Source organism: Kitasatospora sp. NPDC058032, assembly GCF_042885845.1.
Classification (GTDB): domain Bacteria; phylum Actinomycetota; class Actinomycetes; order Streptomycetales; family Streptomycetaceae; genus Kitasatospora.
Map to the genome: position 1 here is coordinate 435525 of NZ_JBHVRK010000003.1, position 26117 is coordinate 461641.

20 protein-coding genes and 1 tRNA gene are annotated in these 26117 nt (G+C 73.6%); 8 read left to right on the plus strand and 13 right to left on the minus strand.

Annotated features, from left to right (window positions below; translation table 11 throughout):
• The first annotated feature begins 284 nt into the window (after positions 1 to 284).
• Both ACFVUH_RS07490 and ACFVUH_RS07495 read left to right on the plus strand, forming a co-directional pair.
• On the plus strand, positions 285 to 2639 hold the full coding sequence (locus ACFVUH_RS07490; RefSeq protein ID WP_387911743.1) for an immune inhibitor A domain-containing protein: 2355 nt from the start codon (positions 285 to 287) through the stop codon (positions 2637 to 2639).
• A gap of 425 nt (positions 2640 to 3064) precedes the next feature.
• Entirely contained in the window at positions 3065 to 3934 is an 870-nt protein-coding gene (locus tag ACFVUH_RS07495) for a M23 family metallopeptidase (RefSeq protein WP_387911744.1), read from the plus strand.
• A 17-nt stretch (positions 3935 to 3951) separates the two neighbouring features.
• On the opposite strand, the gene ACFVUH_RS07500 is transcribed toward ACFVUH_RS07495, so the two are convergent.
• Positions 3952 to 4578: a helix-turn-helix domain-containing protein gene (locus ACFVUH_RS07500; RefSeq protein ID WP_355357830.1), complete on the minus strand. Its 627-nt coding sequence runs from the start codon at positions 4576 to 4578 to the stop codon at positions 3952 to 3954.
• A 254-nt stretch (positions 4579 to 4832) separates the two neighbouring features.
• Here ACFVUH_RS07500 and ACFVUH_RS07505 point away from each other — a divergent pair, with 254 nt between their 5' ends.
• Complete coding sequence (locus ACFVUH_RS07505; protein ID WP_387911745.1) at positions 4833 to 6461, plus strand: MDR family MFS transporter; 1629 nt, start codon at positions 4833 to 4835, stop codon at positions 6459 to 6461.
• An 89-nt stretch (positions 6462 to 6550) separates the two neighbouring features.
• On the opposite strand, the gene ACFVUH_RS07510 is transcribed toward ACFVUH_RS07505, so the two are convergent.
• Positions 6551 to 7504, minus strand: coding sequence for an A/G-specific adenine glycosylase (locus tag ACFVUH_RS07510; RefSeq protein WP_387911746.1), 954 nt, complete (start codon positions 7502 to 7504; stop codon positions 6551 to 6553).
• A 182-nt stretch (positions 7505 to 7686) separates the two neighbouring features.
• On the opposite strand from ACFVUH_RS07510, the gene ACFVUH_RS07515 reads away from it, so the two are divergent.
• Positions 7687 to 8586, plus strand: coding sequence for a hypothetical protein (locus tag ACFVUH_RS07515; RefSeq protein ID WP_387911748.1), 900 nt, complete (start codon positions 7687 to 7689; stop codon positions 8584 to 8586).
• A gap of 138 nt (positions 8587 to 8724) precedes the next feature.
• Here ACFVUH_RS07515 and disA read toward each other — a convergent pair whose 3' ends face one another.
• Positions 8725 to 9783: a DNA integrity scanning diadenylate cyclase DisA gene (gene disA / locus ACFVUH_RS07520; RefSeq protein WP_380682789.1), complete on the minus strand. Its 1059-nt coding sequence runs from the start codon at positions 9781 to 9783 to the stop codon at positions 8725 to 8727.
• Positions 9784 to 9971: 188 nt separating this feature from the next.
• On the minus strand, positions 9972 to 11471 hold the full coding sequence (gene radA / locus ACFVUH_RS07525; protein WP_387911749.1) for a DNA repair protein RadA: 1500 nt from the start codon (positions 11469 to 11471) through the stop codon (positions 9972 to 9974).
• Between the two features lie 159 nt (positions 11472 to 11630).
• Here radA and ACFVUH_RS07530 point away from each other — a divergent pair, with 159 nt between their 5' ends.
• Positions 11631 to 13445, plus strand: coding sequence for a hypothetical protein (locus ACFVUH_RS07530; RefSeq protein ID WP_387911751.1), 1815 nt, complete (start codon positions 11631 to 11633; stop codon positions 13443 to 13445).
• Between the two features lie 155 nt (positions 13446 to 13600).
• On the opposite strand, the gene ACFVUH_RS07535 is transcribed toward ACFVUH_RS07530, so the two are convergent.
• The 3 genes from ACFVUH_RS07535 to ACFVUH_RS07545 all read right to left on the minus strand — a co-directional run bounded on the left by ACFVUH_RS07535 (position 13601) and on the right by ACFVUH_RS07545 (position 17074).
• Positions 13601 to 14272: a GAP family protein gene (locus ACFVUH_RS07535; RefSeq protein WP_387911753.1), complete on the minus strand. Its 672-nt coding sequence runs from the start codon at positions 14270 to 14272 to the stop codon at positions 13601 to 13603.
• A 56-nt stretch (positions 14273 to 14328) separates the two neighbouring features.
• The gene (locus ACFVUH_RS07540) at positions 14329 to 15669 is read right to left on the minus strand and encodes a DUF1254 domain-containing protein (RefSeq protein ID WP_387911754.1); all 1341 of its coding nucleotides are present in this window, start codon (positions 15667 to 15669) and stop codon (positions 14329 to 14331) included.
• A gap of 70 nt (positions 15670 to 15739) precedes the next feature.
• Complete coding sequence (locus ACFVUH_RS07545) at positions 15740 to 17074, minus strand: DUF1254 domain-containing protein (protein ID WP_387911756.1); 1335 nt, start codon at positions 17072 to 17074, stop codon at positions 15740 to 15742.
• Between the two features lie 219 nt (positions 17075 to 17293).
• Here ACFVUH_RS07545 and ACFVUH_RS07550 point away from each other — a divergent pair, with 219 nt between their 5' ends.
• Positions 17294 to 18334: an NAD-dependent epimerase/dehydratase family protein gene (locus tag ACFVUH_RS07550; RefSeq protein ID WP_387911758.1), complete on the plus strand. Its 1041-nt coding sequence runs from the start codon at positions 17294 to 17296 to the stop codon at positions 18332 to 18334.
• A gap of 105 nt (positions 18335 to 18439) precedes the next feature.
• Here the strand turns inward: ACFVUH_RS07550 and ACFVUH_RS07555 are convergent, their stop codons facing one another.
• Both ACFVUH_RS07555 and ACFVUH_RS07560 read right to left on the minus strand, forming a co-directional pair.
• The gene (locus ACFVUH_RS07555) at positions 18440 to 19489 is read right to left on the minus strand and encodes a family 2 encapsulin nanocompartment cargo protein polyprenyl transferase (protein WP_355357797.1); all 1050 of its coding nucleotides are present in this window, start codon (positions 19487 to 19489) and stop codon (positions 18440 to 18442) included.
• Between the two features lie 65 nt (positions 19490 to 19554).
• On the minus strand, positions 19555 to 20976 hold the full coding sequence (locus ACFVUH_RS07560) for a family 2B encapsulin nanocompartment shell protein (RefSeq protein ID WP_387911760.1): 1422 nt from the start codon (positions 20974 to 20976) through the stop codon (positions 19555 to 19557).
• Positions 20977 to 21325: 349 nt separating this feature from the next.
• On the opposite strand from ACFVUH_RS07560, the gene ACFVUH_RS07565 reads away from it, so the two are divergent.
• Positions 21326 to 22447 (plus strand): ATP-grasp domain-containing protein, encoded by a 1122-nt coding sequence (locus ACFVUH_RS07565; protein ID WP_387911762.1) that lies wholly within the window; start codon positions 21326 to 21328, stop codon positions 22445 to 22447.
• A 19-nt stretch (positions 22448 to 22466) separates the two neighbouring features.
• Here ACFVUH_RS07565 and ACFVUH_RS07570 read toward each other — a convergent pair whose 3' ends face one another.
• From ACFVUH_RS07570 to ACFVUH_RS07580, 3 genes are all read right to left on the minus strand, one after another.
• On the minus strand, positions 22467 to 23018 hold the full coding sequence (locus tag ACFVUH_RS07570; protein ID WP_387911764.1) for a methylated-DNA--[protein]-cysteine S-methyltransferase: 552 nt from the start codon (positions 23016 to 23018) through the stop codon (positions 22467 to 22469).
• Between the two features lie 100 nt (positions 23019 to 23118).
• Positions 23119 to 23352, minus strand: a complete 234-nt coding sequence (locus tag ACFVUH_RS07575) for a hypothetical protein (RefSeq protein ID WP_355357785.1) — start codon at positions 23350 to 23352, stop codon at positions 23119 to 23121.
• A gap of 3 nt (positions 23353 to 23355) precedes the next feature.
• Complete coding sequence (locus ACFVUH_RS07580; protein ID WP_387911766.1) at positions 23356 to 24726, minus strand: MFS transporter; 1371 nt, start codon at positions 24724 to 24726, stop codon at positions 23356 to 23358.
• A gap of 204 nt (positions 24727 to 24930) precedes the next feature.
• Here ACFVUH_RS07580 and ACFVUH_RS07585 point away from each other — a divergent pair, with 204 nt between their 5' ends.
• Positions 24931 to 25731: a hypothetical protein gene (locus tag ACFVUH_RS07585; RefSeq protein ID WP_387911768.1), complete on the plus strand. Its 801-nt coding sequence runs from the start codon at positions 24931 to 24933 to the stop codon at positions 25729 to 25731.
• Between the two features lie 54 nt (positions 25732 to 25785).
• Here ACFVUH_RS07585 and ACFVUH_RS07590 read toward each other — a convergent pair.
• Positions 25786 to 25862 (minus strand) — tRNA-Thr (locus tag ACFVUH_RS07590).
• Between the last annotated feature and the right edge of the window lie 255 nt (positions 25863 to 26117).

The window sequence follows — 26117 nt, forward strand, 5'->3', positions numbered from 1 at the left end:
CCATTTTCCGTACCGCCGCCGAAGTCGTGACCCGGACCACGAAGGACCAGGCCGGGGGCCGGATGGAGGGCCGGTGCGGGTGCGACCAAAGCTGTGACCATCTTTAATGGCAATGCTATTGACGGGCCGTCAGTTGATAGGGGGTCGCGGAGCATAGCGCTGTAGCCATGTCACGGTCAAGGTCTATCTTTTCCGTCCACGCTTGGATCAAATGACGTCCACCTGTCTTTCATTGGTTTACCGGAAGGCCAAGAGCCGGACGGTTTGGGGAGGACGTCACAACGTTGAAGATCACCAGGAAAGTCGCTGCGGTCGCCTCGTCCGCGGCGGTCATAGCCGCGCTCGGCGCGGGGCTGCTCCCGAGCACGGCCGTTGCCGCCGGCTCCGCCCCCGTTCCGCAGGACCCGGCCGACGCCGTTCAGACCAGCACCGAGCACAACCTGCCCGGCCCGCTGACCGAGAAGGTCGAGGCCGAGCAGAAGGCCGCCACGCAGCAGCTGCTCGACGGCACCGCGAAGGTCGAGCAGCACGGCGGCGGCTCCAGCATCAAGCTGGGCAAGGACAAGTACGTCGAGCTCGCCCGTGAGCGCACGGACAAGATCTTCACCATCCTGGTGGAGTTCGGTGACGAGGTCGACAACACCACCAAGACCGCGGACGGCCGGATCAAGTACGGCGGCACCCCCGGTCCGCAGCGCAACCAGATCGAGAAGCCGGACGCTGCCACCAACAACTCCACCCTCTGGCAGGCCGACTACAACCAGCAGCACTACCAGGACCTGTACTTCAACAAGTCCGGTGACTCGCTGAAGACCTACTACGAGAAGCAGTCCTCGGGCCGCTACACGGTGGACGGTCAGGTCACCGACTGGGTGAAGGTCAAGTGGAACGAGGCCCGCTACGGCTCGGACTACTGCGGCCAGCACGTCTGCGCCAACGCGCAGGACCTGATCCGCGACGCGATCGACACCTGGGTCGCCGACCAGAAGGCCAAGGGCCAGACGGACGAGCAGATCAAGGCCACCATCGCGCAGTACGACCAGTGGGACCGGTACGACTACAACCACAACGGCAACTTCAACGAGCCGGACGGTTACATCGACCACTTCCAGATCGTGCACGCCGGTGAGGACCAGTCGGCGGGCGGCGGCAAGCAGGGCACTGACGCCCTGTGGGCCCACCGCTCGTACGTCTACGGCACCGGCGCCGGCAGCACCGGTCCGGCCAGCAACCTGCTGGGCGGCACCCCGGTCGGCAACACCGGTGTCTGGGTCGGCGACTACACCATGCAGCCCGAGAACGGCGGCCTCGGTGTCTTCGCCCACGAGTACGGCCACGACCTCGGCCTGCCGGACCTCTACGACACCTCCGGCAGCGGCATCGACAACTCGGTCGGCTTCTGGTCCCTGATGTCCTCCGGTTCCTGGCTGGGCGAGGGCAAGAACTCGATCGGCGACATGCCGAACGACCTCGACGCCTGGAGCAAGCTCCAGCTCGGCTGGCTGAAGTTCGACAAGGCCAAGGCCGGCACCGAGTCGACCCACCACATCGGCCCGGCGGAGTACAACAGCAAGCTCCCGCAGGCGCTGGTCGTCGACCTGCCGAAGAAGTCCGTCACCACCACCATCAACAAGCCCTACGCGGGCGCCAACGAGTGGTGGAGCGGCAGCGCGGACGACCTGAACGTCTCGCTGACCCGTGACCTCGACCTGACCGGCAAGACCAAGGCCACCCTGTCGGCCAAGGCCTGGTACGACATCGAGCAGGACTTCGACTACGGCTACGCCGAGGTCTCCACCGACGGCGGCACCAGCTGGAAGGCCCTCGACGGCGCCTACAACGGCACCGCGCTGCCGAAGGACCCCTCGGGCAACGCCTCGCTGACCGGCAACTCGGGCGGCAACTGGGGCGACCTGGTCCTCCCGCTGGACGCCTACGCCGGCAAGGCCGTCAAGGTCCGCTTCCGCTACGTCACCGACGGCGGCCTGCACCTCAAGGGCCTGGCGCTGGACGACATCGCGGTGACCGCCGACGGCGCCACCGTCTTCACCGACGGCGCCGAGAACGGCGACAACGGCTGGACCGCCAAGGGCTTCTCCCGCACCACCGGCTCGTTCACCAACGACTACAACCAGTACTACATCGCGGAGAACCGCCAGTACGTCTCGTACGACCGCACCCTGAAGGTCGGCCCGTACAACTTCGGCTTCGCCGACAAGCCGCTCTGGGTCGAGCACTTCCCCTACCAGCCCGGTCTGCTGATCTGGTACTGGGACGAGTCGCAGAGTGACAACAACGTCACCAACCACCCGGGCCAGGGCCTGATCCTGCCGGTCGACTCGCACCCGACCCCGCTGAAGTGGAAGGACGGCACGCTGATGCGCCCGCGCATCAACGGCTACGACTCGACCTTCGGCTCGCGCAAGACCGACGGCCTGACCCTGCACCGGGCCGGCGTCGAGACGGTCGTCCCGAAGGCCAAGGGCGTCGACGAGTTCTCCGACCTGAAGTCCTACTGGTCGAAGGACAACCCGTACAGCAGCGTCATCGTCCCGAAGACGGGCACCAGCATCGAGGTCGAGAACGAGTCCTCGAACTACCTGGAGACCTGGATCCGCGTCCGGCCGGTCGACAACTGATCGACCGAGCTCTGACGCCCGGTCCCTGACCAGGCACCGCTGAGCCGATCCGGCCCGCTCCCGCACCTGCGGGGGCGGGCCGGATTCTTTGCGTCCGGGCGCGTCCCGGGCGCGTTCCGGGGACTCCGCGGGCGCCTCAAACCCGGCCCGCGGGTGGTGCTGCTCACAACCCGCCGGGCCGGTACGAGCGGGGGTAGTAGTGCGGCCGGACGCCGCCCTCCGGCCGCCGACCCATGACCCGACGATCCGACCGCATGATCGTCGTTCCACCGATGCGGTTTCCGGCCGCGCTGATGACTACACGCCGTAGTACGTCACACGGTTTGGGACTCCGCTCGGTGACGGTTACACCTGAGTGGTCCCTCGCTCAGCCCGCCCGAACGGGCTCAGCGTGCTGCCCCCGTACGTTCGTGAGGTCGAGCTCCATGCCTTCCGTCCCGCCTCTGGGGCCGGCCCTGTGCCGGCTCGCCGACTCGTTCCTCCGGCAGACCGGCCGCAGCAACCACTCCACCACCGCCGCCGCGGCCGGTGCGGCCGTGCTGACCGGCGCGCTGCTGCTCGCCGCCACGGGCAGCGCCTCGGCGCAGACGGTCGACCCGACCACCCCCGGCAGCTCGGCGTTCACCGTGCCGCAGGGGGCGACGCCCGCCTCGGCACTGGTCCAGGTGGCGGGTCCGAGTTCGTACACGCTGCCGTCCGAGCGGGCCTCGGCCCAGCAGTACGTGGCGGTCGCGGCCAACCTGGTGCCCGAACAGGCCGCCGCCGAACAGGCGCCCGCGGCCGAGCCGCAGCCCGCTCCGCAGGAGGCGCCCGCCGCGCCCGCACCCGCCCCGGAACCGGCCCCCGCGCCCGCTCCCGCCCCTGCCCCTGCCCCTGCCCCTGCCCCGCAGTGGTCGGCGCCGGTCCCGGGCGCGCCCACCAGCAACCCGTACGGCGTGCGCAACGTCCACTACGCGGCCGGCTACCACACCGGCGTGGACTTCGCGGTCTCCCCCGGCACCCCGCTGCTCGCGGTCGGCAACGCCACCGTGGTGTCGGCCGGCTGGGACGGCGCGTACGGCAAGGAGGTCGTGCTGCGACTCGCGGACGGCCGGTACGCCCAGTACGCCCACATGTCCTCGATCTCGGTCTCGGCGGGCCAGCGCGTCGCCGCCGGGCAGCAGATCGGCCGCTCCGGCAACACCGGCAACTCGACCGGGCCGCACCTGCACTTCGAGATCCGCTCGGCCAACAAGTACGGCGCGGTGATCAACCCGATCGCCTACCTGTCCGCGCACGGGGTGTCCGACTTCTGATCCCCCGCTCGGGCCGCTCAGTCCGTCGGCGCGGGCCTGCCGATCAGTCGGCAGATCTCCAGCGCGACGTGCTGGGCGGCCACGATCGCCTCCTCGCGGGTGGCCTCCGCCACCGGCGCCTCACCGGCCCCGCGCTCGGCCCCCGGCCGCTCGTCCTGCTGGAGCAGGAAGAGCGCCGAGTTGATGGTGAACAGGGACATCGCCGCCCGCAGCCGGTCCTCGAAGCTCGCCGCCGGGCCGTGCATCAGCCGGACCAGCGCGATCATGGTGGCCCGGAACTCCCGCCCGGCCGGCAGGTCGCGCAGGGCGGGCTGGTTCTCCTGGAAGAAGCGGAGCAACGGCGCCCGCTCGGACATCCCGGCCGCGAACCGGCGGATCAGCTCGTCCCGCACCTCGGGCGTCCAGGTCTGCTCGCGCCCCCAGGCGATCAGCTCGTTGATCGGGGCGGCGGTGGCTGCCACGATCCCCTGGACGATGTCCTCCTTGGTCTTGAAGTGGTAGTAGAGCGCGGCCTTGGTGACACCGAGGCGGTCCGCGATCTCCCGCAGCGAGGTGCGCTCGTAGCCGTGCTCGGAGAAGAGCTCCAGGGCGACCGCGACGATGCGCGCCCGGGTGTCGCTACGGGGGCCGTGCGTCGTGCCCATCGCCTGCCTCTGACTGCGTGAGTGATCCGGTCCCCGCGGCGGCCGACGGCCGCCGCGGCGCAGCGGCGGACACCTCTGCGGCGGCCGCTCCTGCGTTCATTCTTCCTGCCCAGGGCGCCTGTCGAAAAACTGGCTTGACGACCGGCTAGTGCACAACCTACCGTGCCGACGGTCCACAAACTAGCCGGGCGACAAGTAAGGACCGTCGCAGGCCGCGCCGGTCGCCCGACATCCTGTCCGGGAGACACCCACCCATGTCACACCCCAAGGCCGACACCGGCGCCCCAGAGAAGAAACCGGCCGAGGAGGAGCAGCCCCGCTCGGCCCGCGAGATCCGCCTGGTCATGATCGGCCTGGTGGTCACCATGCTGCTCGCGATGCTCGACGGCCTGATCGTCGGCACCGCGATGCCGACCATCGTCGGCGAGCTCGGCGGCGCCGAGCACCTGTCGTGGGTGGTCACCTCGTACACCCTGGCCACCGCCGCCTCCACCCCGATCTGGGGCAAGCTCGGCGACATGTACGGCCGCAAGGGCACCTTCCTCACCTCGATCGTGATCTTCCTGGCGGGTTCGGCGCTCTCCGGCCTCTCCCAGGACATGAACGAGCTCATCGGCTTCCGCGCCCTGCAGGGCCTGGGCGCCGGCGGTCTGATGGTCGGCGTCATGTCGATCATGGGTGCGCTCGTCCCGCCGCGCGACCGCGGCAAGTACCAGGGCATGTTCGCCGCGGTGATGGCCCTCGCCACCATCGGCGGTCCGCTGGTCGGCGGCTTCATCACCGACCACCTGAACTGGCGCTGGACCTTCTACATCAACCTGCCGCTCGGCGCCGTCGCGCTCGCCGTCGTGGTCGTCACGCTGAAGCTGCCGAAGGTCCGCAGCAAGGCCAGGATCGACTACCTCGGCGCGGTGCTGCTCACCACCGGCATCACCTCGCTCACCCTGATCACCACCTGGGGCGGGCAGGAGTACGCCTGGGGCTCGAAGCAGATCCTCGGCCTGACCGCGCTGGCCGCGGCCACCCTGATCGGCTTCTGCTACGTCGAGCAGCGGGTCCAGGAGCCGATGCTGCCGCTGTCGCTGTTCCGGAACCTCAACTTCACCCTGGTCTCGATCATCGGCTTCGTGGTCGGCTTCGTGATGTTCGGCTCGACCGTCTTCCTGCCGCTCTACCAGCAGACCGTGCAGGGCGCCTCGGCAACCAACTCCGGCCTGCTGCTGATGCCGATGATGTTCGGCATGCTGGTGATCTCGCTGGTGGTCGGCCAGGCGGTGACCAAGACCGGCAAGTACCGGATCTACCCGATCATCGGCACCATCGTGATGACCGCCGGCATGCTGCTGCTCTCCACCCTCGGCACCGGGACCTCGGGCTTCGTCTCCGCCTGCTGGATGGTGGTGCTCGGCGCCGGCATGGGCTTCCTGATGCAGATCACCATGCTGGTCGCGCAGAACAGCGTCGAGATCAAGGACATGGGCGTGGCCAGCTCCACCGCCACCCTGTTCCGCACCATCGGCGGCTCGTTCGGTGTGGCGCTGTTCGGCGCGCTGTTCAACAACCGGGTCACCGAGACCATGAACGAGCGGCTCGGTTCGGCCGCCGGGGCGGGCGGCTCGCAGGGCGGCGACCCGGCGCAGCTGAGCCCGGCCGCGCTCAAGGCGCTGCCGGCCCCGGTCCAGGACGCCTACCACCACGCGGTGGCCAACGGCATGCACACCGTCTTCCTGTGGGGCGCCGCCGTCGCGGTGATCGCGGTCGCCGCCGCGGTCTTCATGCGCGAGGTGCCGCTGCGCGGGGCCGGCGGGCCGTCGGAGGACGCCGAGGGCGGCGAGGGCAAGAAGGGCGCCGCGACCGACAACATCGAGGCCGTCGCGATCTGACGGTCACGGTCCGACACGGGAACGCACCGAGGGCCCCCGTCCGCCGAACCGGCGGACGGGGGCCCTCGTGCGCGTGGCCACGCGTGCGGCTAGCGGGGCAGTCGGTAGACGCCCTGCTCGACCGGTTCGACCAGGCCGTCGGCGACCAGTCCGTCCAGCGCCCGGGCCCGCTGCACGGCGTCCGGCCAGACCGCGTCCAGCCGGGCCTGCGGCACCTCGCCGTGGGTCTCGCGGAGCACCGCGAGCAGCTTGCCGCGCACCTGCCGGTCGGTGCCCTCGTAGGACTGGCCGCGCCGGGCCGGGCCCTCGTACGGCGGGCGGCCGGCCCGCTGCCAGGCGCAGGCGGTGAACAGCGGGCACTCCCCGCACTCCGGGCCGCGGGCCGTGCAGACCAGGGCGCCCAGTTCCATCACGGCCACCGCCCAGGTGGCGGCCGTCCCGGCGGCCTCGGGCAGCAGGGCGGTCGCCGTCCGCCGCTCGGCCGCCGTGGTGGCCTGCGCCGGGTACTCCACGCCGGTCACCGCGCGGGCGAACACCCGGCGGACGTTGGTGTCCAGCACCACGTGCCGCTGGCGGAAGGCGAAGGAGGCCACCGCCGCCGCGGTGTACTCGCCGACGCCGGGCAGCGAGAGCAGCGTCGCGTGGTCGTCCGGGACCTCGCCGTCGTGCTCCTCGGTGATCGCCACGGCGGCCGCGTGCAGGCGCAGCGCCCGGCGCGGGTAGCCGAGCCGGCCCCACATCCGGACGGCCTCGCCGGGCGCCTCGGCGGCCAGCTCGGCCGGGGTCGGCCAGCGCTCCATCCAGGCCTCCCAGGCGGGCAGGACGCGCTTGACCGGGGTCTGCTGGAGCATGAACTCGCTGACCATCACGGCCCAGGGCGAGGCGTCCGGGGTGCGCCAGGGGAGGTCGCGGGCGTTGGCCGCGTACCAGTCGAGGACGGTCCCGTGCAGGACGGGCAGCGGCAGCCCGAGCCTCGGCGCCTCGGCGGGCGTCGCGGGGACGGGGACGGCGGGGGTGACGGGGGTGATGGTGTTGGCAGCCATGGCCCTTCGATCCTCCCACGCCCGGGTCGGCAGCCGAAGCGGATCATGGGATTCCTCATGTTGGCGCAAAACACCCCATTCGGCCTCCCTCGAACGGCGCAAATGGCGGATCATGTGAAGGAAGGGGTGACTGTGCGGTGTTGGTGCGTCAAGGGGCACACACTGTCTCGTAGAGTTTGGGCGTGCCCTCTCTGCGTCAACCCGTAGGACCGCTGCCGGCCTCGATCTACTGGCGTCGGCGCATCGTCGTGCTCGTCGCCGTCGTCGCGGTCGCCGCCCTCGTCATCTGGCTGATGTCCGATCAGGGCGGAGGTGGCGACGGCAAGGACAAGGCCGCGCAGGCCGTACCGACCCAGTCGCAGAGCCAGTCACCCGCCCAGGCGATCACGCCGGGCGCCTCGCCGACCGGGCCGGTCAACAACTCCCGCCCCGGCAGCGGCAGCAGCGGCGGCTCCTCCGGCGGCGCGGTGGGCGGCTCCGGCGGCGGCGACGTCAGCCTGAGCACCGGCGGCACGACCGGCGGCACGGCACCCGCGACCGGCGGTGCGGCGGCGGGCGGCGCGGCGGCCGGTGGAGGCAGCGCCGGCGGAGGCACGGGCGGCACCGGCGGGGGTACCGGCGGTGCCGGCACCGGCGGCCCGCCCCCGGTGAACACCGCCGAGATCATGGCCCTGCCGGTCTGCGCCTCCTCGCAGGTGACGCTCAATCTGGCCGGCGCCCAGAACGCCTACCAGCCCAAGGACAAGCCCAAGCTGGCACTGACCATCAACAACTCCTCCGGCACCACCTGCCGGCTGGACCTGGGCCGGGCCGCCTCGGCGATCACCGTCACCGCGAGCAACGGCGAGCGCATCTGGTCCTCGGGCGACTGCCCGGCCGACCGGAACAGCAGCTGGGTCCAGCTCCCGGCCAACGGCGGGCTGACCGAGACCTTCACCTGGGACCGGGTCCACAGCAAGCCGCAGTGCGCCACCGCCGACGCGTCGACCGCACCGGCCGGCACCTACCTGGTGGTCGCCGACCTCACCGGTCTCTCCGGCGGACAGGCCTCGGCCCGCTCCTCGATCCGCCTGGAGAACTGACCGGCCCTCACCACCGCCCCGGGGCACGACAGCAGGAAGCCCGGACCGCTCAGGCGGTCCGGGCTTCGGTCTGTCCGGGGCCGGTTCGGCGCGGGGCCGGTCCGAGCCGGGTCGGGTCGGCGCCGGCTCGGAGCCGGGTCAGACGTAGCGTTCCAGGATGGACGACTCGGCGAGCCGCGACAGGCCCTCGCGGACCGAACGGGCCCGGGTCTCGCCGACGCCCTCGACCGTCTGCAGGTCGTCGATGCTCGCGGCCAGCAGCTTCTGCAAGCCGCCGAAGTGCTCCACCAGGCGCTCTATCACCGTGTTGGGCAGACGCGGGATCTTGGCCAGCAGCCGGTAGCCGCGCGGCGAGACCGCCGAGTCCAGCGACTCCGGCGAGCCCGAGTAGCCGAGCGCCTTGGCCACCGTCTGCAGGTCGAGCAGCTCGGCGTGGGTGAGGTCCTCCAGGTCGGCCAGCACCTCGGTGACGGTCCGACCCTTCTTGGCGGCGCGCTCCGGGAAGTAGTCCCGGGCGACCAGTTCGCGCTCCGGCTCCACGCCCGCGATCAGCTCGTCCAGCTGCAGCGAGAGCAGCCGGCCGTCGATGCCGAGCTCCAGCACGTAGCCCGCGATCTCGGTGGCGATCAGCCGGACCATCTCCAGCCGCTGCGCGACGGCGGTGACGTCCCGGACCGTCACCAGGTCCTCGATCTCCAGCGCGGAGAGCGTGCCGGCCACCTCGTCCAGGCGCAGCTTGTAGCGCTCCAGGGTGGCCAGCGCCTGGTTGGCGCGGGACAGCACGGTGGTGGAGTCCTCCAGCACCCGGCGGGTGCCGTTGACGTACATGGCGATCAGCCGCATCGAGTGCGAGACCGCGACCACCGGGAAACCGGTCTGCCGGTTGACCCGCTCGGCGGTGCGGTGCCGGGTGCCGGTCTCGTCGGTCGGGATGGTGGAGTCCGGCATCAGGTGGACGCCGGCCCGGACGATCTTGGTGATGTCCTTGTCCAGCACCACGGCGCCGTCGAGCTTGCACAGCTCGCGCAGCCGGGTCGCGGTGAACTCGACGTCGAGCACGAAGCCGCCGGTACAGAGCGACTCGACGGTCTTGTCGAAGCCGAGCACGATCAGGCCGCCGGTGTTGGCCCGCAGCACCCGCTCCAGGCCGTCGCGCAGCGCGGTGCCGGGGGCGATGGCGGTGAGGGAGGCCCGCAGCAGGGCCTCCTCGCGGGAGGACTTGTCCGCCCGGTCGCTGGCTGCCACGTGACTCCTCCGGTCGACCCCGTACCGCGCCCCCTCGTGCGGGCGCCGGCCTAGGGTCTGTTGCTCTGTCGCTTAGTACTGCCTTATCACCAATGAGACAGGGGAAAGTCTAACTGCGTGCGGCAACGGCAGGGCTTGGGTCAGCGCAGTTCGTCGGAGTCCAGCGGCTCCCACCCGTCCATGAGCTCCTCCGGGTGGGCCGGCGGGCGGGGCGCGCGGGGTGCCGGCGGCGCCGACGGTGCCTCATTCCTCGGCTTGGCGGCGGCCCGGCGGCGGCCCGGGATGGCCCGCAGCGCCTCGCCGATGTCCGCCACCTCGACCACCTTCATGCCCGGCGGGACCTTGCCCGGGTCCGGCGGGACGAGCGCGTGGGTGAAGCCCAGCCGGTGCGCCTCGGCCAGCCGCCGCTGCACACCCGTCACCCGCCGCACCTCACCGGCCAGGCCGACCTCGCCGATCGCGACCAGGTTGCTGGGCAGCGGGGTGTCGGAGGAGGAGCTGGCCACCGCGAGCGCCACCGCGAGGTCCGCCGAGGGCTCGGAGAGCTTCACCCCGCCGACGGTGGCGGTGTAGATGTCCTGTTTGCCCAGCTTCACCCCGCCGTGACGCTCGACCACGGCCAGGATCATCGCGATCCGGGGCGACTCCAGGCCGGAGGTCGTCCGGCGCGGCGAGGGGATCTGCGAATCCACCATCAGCGCCTGCACCTCGGCCACCAGCGGCCGCTTGCCCTCCAGGGTCACGGTCAGGCAGGTGCCCGGCACCGGCTTGTCACGCCTGGTCAGGAAGAGGCCGGACGGATCGGCCAGGCCCGCGATGCCCTCGTCGTGCAGCTCGAAGCAGCCGACCTCGTCGGTCGCGCCGTACCGGTTCTTGACCCCGCGGATGATCCGCAGCCGGGCGTGCCGGTCCCCCTCGAAGCTCAGCACCACGTCCACCAGGTGCTCCAGCAGGCGGGGGCCGGCGATCTGCCCGTCCTTGGTGACGTGGCCGACCAGCAGGGTGGCCATGCCGCGTTCCTTGGAGGCCCGGATCAGCGCGTTGGCCACCTCGCGGACCTGGGCCGGGCCGCCCGGCGCGCCGTCCAGCTCGGCGGAGGCGATGGTCTGCACCGAGTCCAGGATCAGCAGGCCGGGCCCGACCGCCTCGACATGGCCGAGCACCGCGCCGAGGTCGGACTCGGCGGCCAGGTAGAGGTGCTCGGAGAGCGCGTTGATCCGGTCGGCGCGCAGCCGGACCTGGCCGGCCGACTCCTCGCCGGTGACGTAGAGGGTGCGGTGCTGCGCGGAGGACGCCTTGGCGGCGACGTCCAGCAGCAGGGTGGACTTGCCGACGCCCGGCTCGCCCGCCAGCAGCACCACGGCGCCCGGGACCAGGCCGCCGCCGAGCACCCGGTCCAGCTCGGACACGCCGGTGGAGCGTGCCGTCGCCACCTGGCCGTCCACCTGGGCGATCGGGCGGGCGGGCGCGCTGACCGGGCCGGCGGCGGTGGTCCGGATCGGCACCGCGCCGTACTCCTCGACCGTGCCCCAGGCGTTGCACTCCGGGCAGCGGCCGACCCACTTGGGCAGCTGGTTGCCGCACTCGGTGCAGCGGTAGGCCGGGCGCGGCTTGGCGGTGGTCTTGGTACGGGCAGCCATGCGGTCACCGTAGCGCCTGGGTACGACAGCGCGGGGGTGACCGGGGCGGCGAGGGGGTGGCCGGGGTGGGTCCACGAATGGGCGATGTTGTTACCCGAAAGAAGTACAACCGGGCGGAATCACTCGGACAGGGCTGGTGCGCTCTCTACCGTCGGACGGGTGACGACGAGTACGGAAGGGCCGCGCGACGCCGTCCTCGCGGCGTACGAGCGACAGGTGGACGGCCTCTTCACCTACTGCCTCTCGGTGCTGTGCGAGCACGAGGCCGCCGCGGCCGCCCTGCGGGAGGTGCGCGAGCTGGCGGTCCGGTACGGCGACCGGCTCGCCGAGCCCGGGCTGGTCCGGGCCTGGCTGTACTCGCTGGCGCGGTACTGCTGCCTGCGGCGGCTGGCGGGCGGAGGTGGGAGCGGGCCCGGCGGGGGCGGCAGGGGTCTCGGGGACGGCGGGGCGGAGGCGGTCCGGCGGCGGCGTGAACTGGCTTCGCTGGCGTGGCCCGAGGCGGCCGGCACCGCCCCCGAGCAGCGCGAGGCCCTGGAGCTGTCGGTCCGGCACCGGCTCAGCCCGATCGAGGTGGCGGCCGTCCTCGGGCAGCCGTTCGAGAACGTGCGGACGCTGCTCGTCTCCGCACGGGCCGAGGTCGACCGGACCAGGGCCGCCCTGCTGGTGCTCGGCGTCGGCAGCTGCCCCGAGCTGGACCGGCTCGGCGGCGCGGGCGCGGAGAGCTGGCGGGACTGGGTGCTCGGCCCCGCGCTCCGCCGGGAGCTGGTGCGGCACGTGGTCGACTGCCCGACCTGCCGGGGTACGGCGGAGCGGGTGGCCGGCGAGGTGCCGGAGGACGGCACCGCCGGGCTGTCCGGGCTGCCGGTGCTCACCGCTCCGGGCGGGGACGCCGGGGCGGCGGGGACGGTGGCGGTGGCGGTGTCGGTCCGGGCACGGGCGCAGGTGCCGGCGCGGGTTTCGGTGCCGACCGAGGCCGGGCTCCGCTTCGACCAGGGCGGCTTCCCCCGACACCGCGCGCCGGACGGCGGACGGGGCCCGGCGGTGCGGCGGCGGGTGGTGACCACCGGGGTGCTGGCCGCCGTCCTGGCCGCGCCGGTCGTCGCCCTGTGGGCCGGGCACCGGGGCGGAACCGGGGCCGGAGAGGCGGCGTCGGTCTCCTCGGTCCGGGTCGAGGGGGACCGTTCGGCGGGTGGTTCAGCGCCGGGTGGCTCGGCGGGTGGCGCGACGGATCCGGGCGGGGCTGCGGGGGCTGTCGGGGCCGCCAAGGCGGTCGGGGCGGTGATCGGGGCGGTCGGCGGGGTCTACCGCGGGTCCGGTCCGGCGGTGGCCGGGATGGAGCTGGCGGGGGCAGCACCGCGCCCTGCAGAAACGTTGCTGCCTGGGACCCAGGGGTCGCCGGTTCCGGTCCCGACCCCCGCTCCCACTGCTGCCGCCTCCGGTGCGCCGACCCCCGTCGGCGCGGGGGAGGCGGCCTCGGCGGGCGCGCCGGCATCTGCGCCGTCCGGCCTGTTGACCGTCGAGGCGGGCGAGTACGGCAGCCGGACAGTGCTCACCCTCACCAACTCCGGCGGCACCGAGATCCGCTGGCACGCCGTCGTGGACGCGCCCTGGCTCCGGCTCAGCCGCGACGCGGGCACGCTCGCGCCCGGGCAGCGGATCACCGTGATCGTCAGCGTCGACGAGGACCTCGCCCCCGCGACCCACTGGACCGCCCGGATCGCACTGCCGCCGTCCCAGGCCGTGGTCACCATCGAGGGCGGCCCGCAGCACCGCGGCGGCGCCACCCCGGCCCCGACCCCGACCACCGACCCGGGCCCCGCCGAACCCACCACCACCCCGAGCCCGACCGCCACACCCACCGCGACCGCCACACCCACCCCGACACCGACGCCGACCACCGAACCGACGTCCGCGACGTCCCCGAGCCCCTCCCCGTCCGGCACCACCACCCCGACAAGCCCCGCACCGCATTGAACCGGGGGCCGACGGGGGCCGGTCCAGGGCCGGCCGCCAGGCCTGCGGCGCCGTGGCGGCGCTGCCCCGGCGGTGCCGACACGGCGGGCGCCTCGGCCTGTGGTCAGGTGGCCAGGTCGGCGAGGACCGCACCCGCACGGGAGGCGCCGAGGACGTCAGGCGGTCAGGCCCGAGAGCGCCGCGCCCACGTGGGAGGTGCCGAGGACGAGGAGGAGGGTCAGTCGGACCGCCGTGTTGTGGGTGGCCGCCCAGGCTCGCCACTCGTCGAGCCGGCGGGCGGCGCGGTCGCCGCCTCGGAGGTGGACGGCGAGGGGCAGCAGGGTGGCGAGGGAGCCGATCAGCACCAGCAGCGCGGCGGCGCCCGCCTTGCCGGAGGCCGGGGCGCCGCCGGTGCCGATCACGACCGCGGCGGCGAGGGCGAGCAGGGGGTTCTTCGGATCGGTCGCCAGCAGGGTCGCCCCCAGTGCGGCGGATCGGGCGGGGGTGGAGCGGTCGACCGTCCGCATCCACTCCGGCGGGCCGTGCACCCTGCCCTCGCGCGGGCGGTCCCACCACTGGCGCGCGCCGAGCAGCAGGAGCAGCCCGCCCACCGCCAGCTCGAACCACCACGACCAGTCCGGGGCCACCGTGCCCGCGGCGAGCCGTGATCCGAGCGGCACCACGACGGCCGGCACCGCCGCCAGCGCGGCCGTCCAGCCGGCGGCGAACGCCGCCCCGTCGGCCCGGCCCCGGGGCGTCGCGAGCAGCAGGACGGTCGCGATCAGCGCCATCGGGCTGATCGCGATGCCCACGGCCAGGGCCAGCATCCGGCCGACGGCGTCGCCCATCGCACTTCCTTCCTGCTCGGACGGACGCGCCCGGGAAGGCCGGCCCACCGGACGCCCTACACCCGGCGCAGGGGCGGGAGCCGGTAGGTGCCGTCCAGGGCCGCGGGGCCCGGACGGTAGAGGCGCATCACCGGGCGGAACGGCCCGGCGGGGGTGGGGAGCCAGTTCGCCGCCCCGGACGGGTCGGCGGGGGGTTCGTGGCTCAGGTGGAGGGTGAGGCCGCCGTCCGGGTCGGGCCGCAGACCGGGGGTGCGGCTGCCGATCGAGTAGCGGGCGGCCGGGTTGGCGACCAGGCACTGGTCCGGGAGGCCGTACACGGTGAGGGACCAGAACTCCTCGGCGGGCGGCAGCCCGTCCGGCGGGAAGCGGAGGGTGTGCGGGTGGGTGCCGTCGAGCGGGCGGCCGTCGGCGTCGTCGCCGGTGGTGGCGTGCAGGGCCTCGTAGGCGTGGCAGCCCCAGAGGCCGGCCCGGGCGGCGGCGGCGCGGCTGAGGTAGGCGGCGCGGCGGTCGGGGATCCGCCACTCGGGGTCGTCGAGGGTGCCCGGACCGAGGAAGGCGGTGTTGTGGTCGACCAGGTGGAGGGCGGCGCGCCACTCGCCGGGCGGGTGCTCCTCGGGCGGCCGGGTGGCGTCCTCGACGCGTTCGCGGCCGGCGGCGAGACCGGTCGCCAGGGCGAGCGTCCAGTCGGGGGCGGCCGCCCGGTACGGCGAGGGACCGGGGTCGAGGAGGCCGAGCGGGGCGAACCGCTGCTGGTAGGCCCGGTCGGCCTCGGCGGGCGGGTAGGCGGCCATCCAGACCCGGAGCCGCTCGAAGAAGGCGAGCCGCTCGGGCACGTCCGGGTCCGGCTCGGGGAGTCCGGCGGCGACCCCGCCCGGCTCCAGCGGTTCGAGGACGAGCCCGTCCTGGAGGGCGCGGACCCGCGGGAGGTCGTCCGGCCCGGCGCAGGCGAAGCGGCCGACGATGGTGGCGACGGCGGTCGGTGCGGTGATCACCCGGTCGGGGTCGGCCGGGGTGCCGTGCCGGCCGGGCGGCACGACCAGCCAGGTCCGGGCCGCGCTGCCGGTGGCGCGGCTGCCGAGGTAGGCGAAGTTGTCGGTCCACGCGTCGACGAACTGCAGCACGTGGTAGCCGCCGGCGGTGTCGGGCACGTGCAGACGCTGCGGGCCCTCGGAGAGGTCGAGCTGGGCGACCGAGTAGAGGACGTCGTTGTTGACGGAGACGAAGTCGTCGTCCGGGCCGGCCAGCCGCGGGGCGTGGGCGAAGCGGTTGAACGGGGTGGGCGGCAGGACGCCCAGGCCGCCGTGCACGAAGCGGTCGACCGTGGTGAGGCCGGCGACGAGCGGATAGCCGTAGACGTAGGCGTCGGCGGCCAGGGCCTCCAGCTCGGGTTGGTTCATGGGGCGTCCTTCCCGGGTGCCGGGGGTCGGGGGCACGGGGCGAGAGGGTGGAAGGGGGGCGGCGCGGGGGTCAGCGCGGGGTGAGCGTCGGCGGTGTCCAGCGGCCGTCGAGCACCGAGGCGTCCGGCCCGTACAGGCGGATGACGACGGTGAACGGGCCGTCCGGGGCGGGCAGCCAGTTGGCGGACTGGTCGGCGTCGGCGGGCCGCTTGTGCTGGACGTAGACGCTGAGTCCGCCGTCCGGGTCGCGGACCAGGCCGGGGGTGCGGTCGCCGACGGAGTAGCGGTCCAGGGTGTTGTCGACCAGGTGGAGCCCGGGCAGCGCGTACAGGGTCACCGACCAGAAGTGGCGGGCGGGCGGCAGCGCGTCCGGCGGGAACCGCAGCAGGTAGTCGCGTTCGCTGGCGTCGGGCGGGCGGTGGCCGGTGCTGTCGGCCTGCCAGCCGCCGTACCAGGCCTCCTCGACGGGCAGCCCGTACAGGCCGGTGAGCGCGCCGACCGCGCGGTCGAGGTACCGGGTGCCGAGCTGTCCGCGGGTGCCGAAGAGCCCGACGGACGATTCGGTGCGGGCGGCGGCGCGGGCCAGTTCGGCCTTGCCGTCGGCGATGCCGCGCTCGATCTCGGTGCGGACCGCGAGCGGCAGCGCGGCCGGTTCGAACTCGCCGCGGCCGTCGATGCCGAGGTCGGCCAGCCGGCCGCGCAGCTCGGCCTCGGCGGGCGGGGCGGCCTCGGCGGGCAGGAAGCCGAGCAGGAAGTCGAGGAAGACGAAGAACTCGACGGTGTCGAGCACCTCGTCGCGCCAGACCGGCCAGACGGGCTGCGGGGCGGGCTCCGGCTCCGGTGTGCCGGCGTAGGCGTGCAGCGGGCGCAGGCGGTACTGCCGCTGGAGCGCGGCGAGTTCCGCGACCGCCTCGGGGGACGTGCCGACGAGGTGGGTGCGGCCGAGGATGCCGGCCAGCCGGGTCGTGGTGCGGATGACGCCGCGGATGCCGGGCGGCGGTTCGCCGTGCCAGTCGGGGCCGGCCACCAGGTGGTCGCCGGCCTCCTGGCCGGTGGTCCGGGAGCCGACGAACCCGGCGTAGACGGTGTCGAGTTCGTGCACCGGCAGCACGTAGTAGCGGTCGGTGGCGGGGACGGAGAGCACCCAGGGTTCGGTCCGCAGGTCGAGCCAGGCCCAGGAGTACGGGGTGTCGTTGTTGGGCGTGATGACGTCGGTGTCGGCCGGGGTGGCGGGGCGCGGGTAGTGCCGGAAGACGCCGAAGCCGCCGACGTGGCGCGGGTCCGCGTCGTCCAGCGCCTGGGTGTAGAGGGTGCGGTAGTTCTGCAGGATCGGGTAACCGCGGACCCACGCCTCGGCGGCGGTCGCGCGGATGGTGTCCGGGTCCACGAGTGCCGGGTTGACCATGGTGCCGCTCTTCCCTGCGCCGGTCCCCGGTACCGGGGCGCGACGGCTGCATGACGGACGTATCGGATGGACATATCGGTATGAATCGGATGCTATGCGGGCCCCCGGGGGTCGGCATCTCGGCCGCCGCGGGCAGCTCGGACGGGCCGGGAGGGCACCGGTCTGCGCCCACGGCGAACGGCGGTATGCGGGGCGAGGGGCCGGGACAGCCTTGCCGGTATGAAGATCCTTCTGCTCGGCGGCTCGTCCTTCCTGGGACGGGCGTTCGCCTCCGAGGCCCTCGCCCGCGGCCACGAGGTCACCACCTTCAACCGCGGCCGCACGGCCACCGACCTGCCCGGCGTGGAGGCGGTGCGCGGCGACCGCGACTCGGCCGACGACCTGGCGCGGACGGCCGAGGGGCGGCAGTGGGACGCGGTGGTCGACACCTCGGCCCAGCAGCCCGCCCAGGCCGCGCGCTCCGCCCGGCTGCTGCGCGACCGCGCCGGCCACTACACGCTGATCTCCTCCGTGCACGCCTTCGCCGACTGGCCGGCCCGGGTGGTCGGCGAGGCCTCCCCGCTGCACGAGTGCCCGGCCGACACCCCGCCGGGGCAGGAGTTCAGCGCCGCGCTCAAGGCAGGTTGCGAGCGCGCCGTCCTGGAGCACTTCGGCGCCGGGCGCACGTCGGTCCTCAACAGCGGGCTGCTGATCGGCCCCCACGAGCAGGGCGGCCGGCTGCCGTGGTGGCTGGAGCGGATGGCCCGCGGCGGGCGGGTGCTGGCGCCCGGGGAGCCGGGGCGGCCGATGCAGCTGATCGACGTCCGGGACTTCGCGGTGTTCGGGCTGGACCTGCTGACGGCGGGCACGGCCGGCCGGTTCATCACCACGGCGCCACCCGGCCGGCTCACCTACGGGGAGTTCCTCGCGGGCTGTGCCGAGGCGGCCGGCGGCGGGGGCGCCGAACTGGTCTGGGTCCCGGACGGCCGACTGACGGCCGAGGGGCCGGACCGCGTCCAGCCGTGGAGCGAGCTGCCGCTCTGGATGCCCGACGGGCCGGAGGCCGCGGGCATCTGGCGGGCCGACACCGGACGGGCCGAGGCGGCCGGGCTGCGCTGCCGGCCCTTCGCCGAGACCGCCCGGGACACCTGGGAGTGGCTGCGGCAGCGCGGGCCGGCGAACGACACGGAGCCCGACGGACGCAAGCGCGGCCGGGTCCTGCACGGCATCGAGCCGGGGAAGGAAAAGCGGTTGCTGGACGCGCCGGCCCCGCTCGGCTGACGTGTACGGGAGCCGTCCGTCCGGGGTCGTCCATGCGGGCCCCGGCGCGGCGGTGGGAAGGGCGACGGGGAGAGCGGGGTGTCCGCTCCCCCGTTGGAGGTCGGATCAGTGGGTGCGGCGGGTGACCAGCTCGGCGAGCGCGAGCAGTTCGTCGGCGGCCGACGGCTCGGGCACCGCGAGGGCCAGCTGGGTCATCGCCGCCGCCATCCGGTCGCAGGACTCGCCCTGTGCCCAGGCCCGCCCGCCGGCGCCCTCGACCGCGGCCGCGCAGCTCGCCAGCTCCTCGCCGGTGAGCGGCCGGTCCAGTGCGTACAGCTCGGCCAGCCGGGCCCCGTCGGGTGTCCCCGAGCCCAGCGCCGCGACCACCGGCAGCGACTTCTTGCGGACCAGGAGGTCCGCACCGACCGGCTTGCCGGTGACGGTCGGATCGCCCCAGATGCCGATCAGGTCGTCGATCAGCTGGAAGGCCAGGCCGATCTCCCGGCCGAAGCCGTCCATCGCCTGGGCGGCCGTTTCCGAGCCACCCGCGTACTGGGCGCCCATGGCGCAGGCGGCGCCGAGCAGTGCGCCGGTCTTGGCCTCGGCCATCGCCAGGCACTCGGTCAGCGAGACGTCGCTGCGCTGCTCGAAGGCGCAGTCGATCTGCTGGCCCTCGCAGAGTTCCACCACGCAGTCGGCCAGCCGGCGCACCGCGGCGCCCGCGGCCGGGTGGCCGTCCTCGGCGAGCAGGCGCAGCGCCAGCGAGTGCACGGCGTCGCCGGCCAGGATGGCCTCGGTGGTGCCGAACACCAGCCAGGCGGTGGGGCGGTGCCGGCGGGTCTCGTCCCGGTCGATGATGTCGTCGTGCAGCAGCGTGAAGTTGTGCACCAGCTCGACGGCGGCCGCGGCGGCGGTGGCCTTGGCGGGGTCGCCGCCCAGCGCCTGGGTGGCGGCGAGCACCAGGGCGGGCCGGATGGCCTTCCCGGAGGACGCGGTCGACGGCGAGCCGTCCGCCTCCCACCAGCCGAAGTGGTAGCCGGCGACCCGGCGCATGGTGCCGGGCAGCGAGTCCACGGCGGCCCGGAGCACCGGGTCGACCAGGGCGCGGGCGCGCGCGAGGACGTCCTGCGCCTCGTGTCCCTCGCGATGGTCGCGCTCCAGCGTGAACATTCCCATGGGTCCTCCCCCTTGGTGGTGCGACGGGCCGGCCCCGGGGCGGGCCGGCCCTGCCGCGGTCAGCCTCAGTGGTGCGCGATGTTGACGTTCTCCAGGACGCCGACGGCGTCCGGCACCAGAATCGCGGCGGAGTAGTAGGCGCTCACCAGATAGGAAATGACGGCCTTCTCGTTGATTCCCATGAACCGCACCGAAAGGCTCGGCTCGACTTCATCGGGAATTCCGGCCTGGTGCAGACCGATGACACCCTGGTTGTCCTCGCCGGTGCGCATGGCGAGGATCGACGTGGTGCTCCCGTTGACGATCGGGAGCTTGTTGCACGGGAAGACCGGCACACCGCGCCAGCCGAACACCCGGCGGCCCTGCACCTCGACGGTGTCCGGGTAGAGGCCGCGCCGGTTGCACTCGCGGCCGAACGCGGCGATGGCCCGCGGGTGGGCCAGGAAGAGCTTGGTGCTGCGGCGGCGGCTCAGCAGCTCGTCCATGTCGTCCGGGGTTGGCGGGCCGGAGTGGGTCTGGATCCGCTGGTCGTAGGCGGCGTTGGCGAGCAGGCCGAACTCCGCGTTGTTGACCAGCTCGTGCTCCTGGCGCTCGCGCAGCGCCTCGATGGTCAGCCGCAGCTGGTGCTCGGTCTGGTTCATCGGCTGGTTGTAGAGGTCGGCGACCCGGGTGTGCACCTTGAGGACCGTCTGGGCGACGCTCAGCTCGTACTCGCGCGGCTTGAGCTCGTAGTCCACGAAGGCGCTGGGGAGCTCGTACTCGCCGTGGTGACCGGCGGAGAGGTCGATCGCCGCCTCGCCGTGCTTGTTCTGCGGCTGCTGGAACCCGGCCAGGTACTCCATGACCTGCAGCTGGAGCGCCTCGGAGCGCTCGGCGAGCTCCTGGAAGGCGGACCACCGGAGGGACAGCACGGTGGCGGCGGTGTCCGCCCGGACGGTGTACGGCCAGGTGGCGTCCTCCCGCTGGAGCACCTCGTCACCGAGGTGGTCGCCGTCGGCCACCGAGCCGACGACGGCCTCCTCGCCGTACTTGCCCGTTCCGAGCCGGCTGAGCTTCCCGTAGGCGATGATGAAGACCTCGTCGATCGGCGACCCGGCCGAGACCAGGACCTCACCCGCGGAGAACTCGCGTTGGACGAAGCGCCCGGCCAGCTCCTCCAGCAGGGCGTCGTCCGGGAAGCCCCGCAGCACCGGCACCTCGCGCAGGGTCGGTGCCAGGATCCGGGCCTCGCTGCCCGTCCGGTCGAAGCTGACCCGGCCGCGGCCGACGGCGTGCCGCAGTCGGCGGTTGACCCGGTAGGTGCCGGCCGAGACCTGGACCCAGGGGAGTGTCCTGAGCAGCCAACGGGGGCTGATCTCCTGCATCTGGGGCGCGGACTTGGTCGTCGTCGCGAGGTTCCGCGCGGCGGCGGTGGCAAGACTCTGCTGGTCCGCGGCCTGCGCTTCACCACCCGGTGCAGGAATACCGACGTTGGTTTCGGTCGACATAGGGAGCCCTTCGCGTACCCGTACCCGATGAAGTGTCGCCTTGCAACTTGCAAGAATCATGGTGGGCCCTTTCGAAGGGCAACCGCAATCACTCTTTCGAGTGGTCGGAATAACCGAAAAAATAGTACGAATAGAATGTCTGATCGATACTTATTCGATCAGGTGATCTAATCTTTTCCGGAACGGGACGGTCCGGTTCGCCTCCCCGGCCCGTGCACGGCAGGCCACCCCGCGTTCGACCCCGTTCGACGGACCGCTAAGGTGCGACCTCAAAGGGCCACGGGCCACTGGACGAGCGCGGCCACGAGACAGCCCTTCCCCCTCGTTCACCCCTGCCCTGGGAGGCCCCATGAGCGCCCCCGTCACCGTCTGGCTCAACCGCACGTACGCCGAGAACGTGTTCTTCATCGAACAGCTGCGCGCCGCTCCGCGCCCGGTCCGGGTCCACGCGACCCACGTCGACCCCGACTCCCCCGTCCTCGCCGCCGCCGACACCGCCGGCCTGGAACCCGCCGACCTCACCCCCGACGCCTACGTCGCCTTCGCGCTCGACCACTGCGCCCGCCACCGCGTCGACGTCTTCGTGCCCCGGCTGCACCAGCTCGCGATATCCCTGCACCGCCAGGAGTTCGAGGCCGTCGGCACCGCCCTCGCCTGCCCGCCCGCCACCGCGATCGCCGCCTTCGCGAGCAAGGCCGACGGCTACGCGGCGATGGCCGACGCCGGACTGCCCACCCCGCCGTGGTGGCTGGTGCGCACCGCCGGGGACCTGGTCGACGCCGTCGACCGGATCGAGTCGGCCGGCCTCACCGCCTGCCTCAAGCCCGCCTCCGGCGCCGGCGGCGAGGGCTTCCGGGTCCTCACCCGCGAGCCGTTCGGGCTCCACCGGCTGGCCGGCTGGGACAGCCGGGTCCAGGTCGACCAGGTGGCCACCGCGCTCGACCGGGCGGCCCGGGAGAACCCGGACGCCGCCACCGACCTGCTGGTCATGCCCTACCTCGACGGTCCCGAGGTCTCCGTGGACTGCCTCGCCGACCTGGACGGCACGCTGCTCGCCGCCGTCGGCCGCAGCAAGGAGCGACGGCGGCGCAGCTTCACCACCGCGCCCCGGTACCTGGAACCCGCCCGCCGCCTGGTCGAGGCCACCGGGATGGCCTACCTCTCCAATGTGCAGTTCCGGCACCTGCGCGGCGAGCCGGTGGTGATCGACGTCAACACCCGGCCCTCCGGCGGGCTCCACCAGCTGAGCCTGTGCGGTCTCAACCTGCCGTGGAACGCGGTGCAGTTGGCGCTCGGCGAGCGGCCCGACACCGAGTGGGCCGGGGACCCGACGGGCATCGAGTACACCCTCGTCTCCGGGATCCAGCCGGTACTGCCGCGCCAACTCCCGCCGATCCCGCCGATCCCGCCGCTCGCCCCGGCCGGCCCCGCCGCCCCGGGCAGCCTGGCGGCGGGCCAGCTGGTGCACTGACCCGCCGCCGATCGGCCGGTCAGAGCGGACCGTTCCAGTCCAGCGTCGGCTCCAGCACACCCTCCAGGGTGAGCAGCCAGCGCTTCACGTCGATCCCGACCCGGCCGCCGCCGAAGCCGCCGATCCCGTCCGCCGCCACCACCCGGTGGCAGGGCACCAGCAGCGCGACGGGGTTGGCGGCCATCATCTGCCCGACCGTACGGGCCGCCAGCCCGGGTTCCTCGACCTCGCCGAAGACCCCGCTGCGGGCCGCGAGTTCGCCGTAGGTGATGGTCCGCCCGAACGGCACCTCGTGCAGCAGCGTCTGCAACACCGCCCGGTGCGGGCCGGTGCTCAGGCTCCAGTCGATCGGCAGGTCCAGCTGCCGCCGGCGCCCGGCGAGGTACTCACCGACCCGGCCGGTGACCGCGGCGATCTTCGACTCGTCGGCACAGCGCGGGAGTTCGCCCTCCCGACCGAGGTAGCCGACGGCCGCCACGCCCTGCGCGGTCACCGCGACGTGCAACGGGCCGCTCGGCAGCGGGGTGTCCACCGTCAGCCAGGACATCGGCGCCGCCGTACGCTCTGCCACGTCTTCCCCCACGTCCTCCGCGGCGCGTGCGGACCACCCGCCCCGCGCGTCATCGTACGGCGGGGCCGGCGGGTGGCGCGGGGCGGCCACGAGGCAGGGCCTAGCGGCGCCCCTTCAGCTCCGCGGCGACCGTCCGCGCCCAGTGCGCCAGTTCGGCCCGGTCGGGCGCCCGACCCTCGCAGAGGGCGGCGAGCTGCGCCTCGTTGACCCGGTTCGGCCCCGGGATCTCCAGCAGGTACGCGAGTTCGTCCAGCACGGTGGCGAGCCGCACGGCGTCCGCGTGGTCCACGGACGCGGCAGCCTCGTGGTGGCTGATGGTGAGAGAACCGGGCATGGCCTACCTCCTCCGTTCGCCCCCGCACCCCTCCACGGTACGACCGCCGGGCTCACCCGGCACCCGCCGCGCTCGGCGCCGGCTCCACGCCCCGCTCCGCCCCTGTTCCGACTCCTCCCAGCTCCGACAGCGCACCTCGCGCACCACCAGCACCGCCGCCACGGCGACCAGCTGCCACCCCGCGCCGAAGGCCAGCACTGCCGCCACCCCCACCCGGTCGGCCAGCGGACCGGCCGCCGCCAGGCCCAGCGGCCCCAGCACGAACGCACCCAGCCCGCCGAACGCCGTCACCCGCGCCAGCACCTCCGCCGGCACCCAGCTCTGCAGGGTCGACTCGTACAGCGAGCCGCAGACCGCCGACCCGGCACCCGCCACCAGCGCCGCCGCGGCCACCCAGCCCAGCGGCAGCCCGGCCGCGAGCGCCGCCGAGGGCAGCGCCCAGCCGAGCCCCGCCAGCGTCGCCACCGCGAGCGGCCGGCCGGGCCTGCGCCCCAGCATCAGCGCCCCGCCCAGCACCGCGCCCACCCCGTACACGCCCATCACCAGGCCCCAGGCCCGCGCCCCGCCCAGCTCGCGCTGCGCGGTCAGCGGCCCCAGCACCAGGAACGGCGCCCAGACCAGCAGGTTGAACAGCGCCATCTGCAGCGTGGTCACCCAGAGCCACCGGCGGGAGCGGAACTCGCCCCAGCCGTGCCGCAGATCGGCCAGCATCGAACCCTCGCCGCCGCCCGCGCCCGCGCTCTTCGACACTGCCGCGGACAACCGGGCCAGGGCGAGCGCGCCCACCCCGTACGTCGCCGCGTCGATCAGCAGCACCGCCCCCGGGCCGAGGCCCGCCGTGATCACGCCGGCGAGCGCGGGACCGGCCACCGTGGACACCGAACGAGCCAGGCCCAACAGGGTGTTGGCGTCCGGAAGCCGCTCCGGCCGACGTACCAGCGAGGGCACCAGCGCGCCCAGCGCCGGCAGGAACACCCCCTCGCCCAGCCCCCACACGGCGACCAGCACCACCATCGCCGGGACCGACGCGTTCCCGGTGACCAGCAGCGCCGCGAAGACGCCCTGCACCGCACAGCGCAGCACGTCCGACGCCAGCATCACCCGCCGGCTGCCCAGCCGGTCCGCGATCACCCCGCCCGCCACCAGCACCAGCACGATCGGCAGGATCCGGGCGGCCATCACCCAGCCGAGCTGCGACCCGCCGCCCCCGCCGTCCAGCACCGCGAACGCCACCGCGACCGGCGCCATGGAGGAGCCGACCAGCGAGGTCGCGTAGCCGACGAAGAACCACCTGAAATCGCGTTCCCCCAGCACCGCAAGACGGCCGCGCAGCCGTCGACGGCGGGCCGGAGGCCGCTCCGTCTCCCCTGTCATGGTCGTCCAGTCTGCCCACGGACGGAAACCGCCGACAAGGTATTCCGGCGGAAAACCTGAGCCTTTCCCCATCAATTTTCAGCCAACCCCTCCCTGCCGCAGTAAATATCTCCGACAATCGGTATCCACCTGCCATTTACTGCGCGCCGGACTATCCTTTGCCCGGCACTCACCGTCGTCGTTTACTGCGGAAAGCAGGTCCGCATGACCCCTCCTCCCCCGGTCGAGTACGCAGTGGCCGTCGAGCGCTACCTGACCGCCGCCGGGCTCGGCGACGGCTCCCGCCGCGTCTACCGGATCGCCCTGCACACCTGGGCCTGGGCGCTCGCCGACCGCCCCGCCCCCACCGGACCCGAACGCCGCCGGGCCCGGCCGCCGGTCCTGCCGCTCGCCCTGCTCGACCACCCCGAGGCCCCCGCCCGCCTCCGCACCGCCGTCGACCACCGCTCCCGCGACACCGACCCGCGCACCCTCAACCGCGAGCTCTCCACCCTGCGCGCCGCCCTCACCTGGTGGCGCGGACAGGGCTGGATCCGCACCGACCCCGCCGACGGCCTGCGCGCCCGCCCCCTCCCCGCCCCCGGCACCGGCCCGGCCCCGCTCACCCCGGACCAGCTACGCGCCCTGTTCGCCCTCCGCGTCCCGCTGCGCGAACAGGTCCTCTGGCGCCTCCTGCACGAGAGCGGCGCCCCCGTCGAAACCGTCCTCGCCTTCGACGCCGACGACCTCGACCTCCCTCACCGCCGCACCCGGCCCCCGGCCCCGCCCCTCACCTGGCAGGCGGGCACCGCCCGACTGCTCCCCCTCCTGCTCGCCGGCCGCACCACCGGCCCGCTCTTCCTCACCACCCGCCGCGCCCCCGCCGGCACCCCCACACCCGACCGCTGCCCCCACACCCACCGCGCCCGCCTCTCCTACCGCCGCGCCGCCGAACTCCTCACCGCCCACGCCCCCACCCACACCCTCCGCCAACTCCGCCCCCGCACCCGCCCGGTACGGCCCTGACGGAACGACGAAGGCCCCCCGGCTGCACGCCGGGGGGCCTTCGCGAGGAACCCGTGGAGCCCCCTGTCGGATTCGAACCGACGACCTACGCTTTACAAGAGCGGTGCTCTGGCCAGCTGAGCTAAGGAGGCATGGTGACCGTCCGCGACGAGGTCACGGCGGCACCGGGGGCAGTCTACCGGGCGGGGCGCGGGCGGTGGGGGGATATCCGGGGGGTGGACGGGGGCGGGGCAGGCGTGATGGAACCGATGCCTAATTCGGGTCGGCCGGGGGCTGACAAGCAGCGGACGCGCAGGTAGCGTCGCCGGGAGTCGGTTCGCGCAGTGGTTCAGACCACTACGGGCGGGCCGGCGGAGCGGTACCACCCACCTTTACTCGGATCGTCC

Coding starts and splice junctions, on each gene's coding strand:
- ACFVUH_RS07560 (WP_387911760.1), bottom strand. CDS start 20,976: ATGTCGACCGAAACCAACGTCGGTATTCCTGCACCGGGTGGTGAAGCG.
- ACFVUH_RS07575 (WP_355357785.1), bottom strand. CDS start 23,352: ATGCCCGGTTCTCTCACCATCAGCCACCACGAGGCTGCCGCGTCCGTG.
- radA (WP_387911749.1), bottom strand. CDS start 11,471: ATGGCTGCCCGTACCAAGACCACCGCCAAGCCGCGCCCGGCCTACCGC.
- ACFVUH_RS07585 (WP_387911768.1), top strand. CDS start 24,931: ATGACCCCTCCTCCCCCGGTCGAGTACGCAGTGGCCGTCGAGCGCTAC.
- ACFVUH_RS07510 (WP_387911746.1), bottom strand. CDS start 7,504: ATGGCTGCCAACACCATCACCCCCGTCACCCCCGCCGTCCCCGTCCCC.
- ACFVUH_RS07535 (WP_387911753.1), bottom strand. CDS start 14,272: ATGGGCGACGCCGTCGGCCGGATGCTGGCCCTGGCCGTGGGCATCGCG.
- ACFVUH_RS07495 (WP_387911744.1), top strand. CDS start 3,065: ATGCCTTCCGTCCCGCCTCTGGGGCCGGCCCTGTGCCGGCTCGCCGAC.
- ACFVUH_RS07545 (WP_387911756.1), bottom strand. CDS start 17,074: ATGGTCAACCCGGCACTCGTGGACCCGGACACCATCCGCGCGACCGCC.
- ACFVUH_RS07540 (WP_387911754.1), bottom strand. CDS start 15,669: ATGAACCAACCCGAGCTGGAGGCCCTGGCCGCCGACGCCTACGTCTAC.
- ACFVUH_RS07580 (WP_387911766.1), bottom strand. CDS start 24,726: ATGACAGGGGAGACGGAGCGGCCTCCGGCCCGCCGTCGACGGCTGCGC.
- ACFVUH_RS07555 (WP_355357797.1), bottom strand. CDS start 19,489: ATGGGAATGTTCACGCTGGAGCGCGACCATCGCGAGGGACACGAGGCG.
- ACFVUH_RS07500 (WP_355357830.1), bottom strand. CDS start 4,578: ATGGGCACGACGCACGGCCCCCGTAGCGACACCCGGGCGCGCATCGTC.
- ACFVUH_RS07550 (WP_387911758.1), top strand. CDS start 17,294: ATGAAGATCCTTCTGCTCGGCGGCTCGTCCTTCCTGGGACGGGCGTTC.
- ACFVUH_RS07565 (WP_387911762.1), top strand. CDS start 21,326: ATGAGCGCCCCCGTCACCGTCTGGCTCAACCGCACGTACGCCGAGAAC.
- ACFVUH_RS07505 (WP_387911745.1), top strand. CDS start 4,833: ATGTCACACCCCAAGGCCGACACCGGCGCCCCAGAGAAGAAACCGGCC.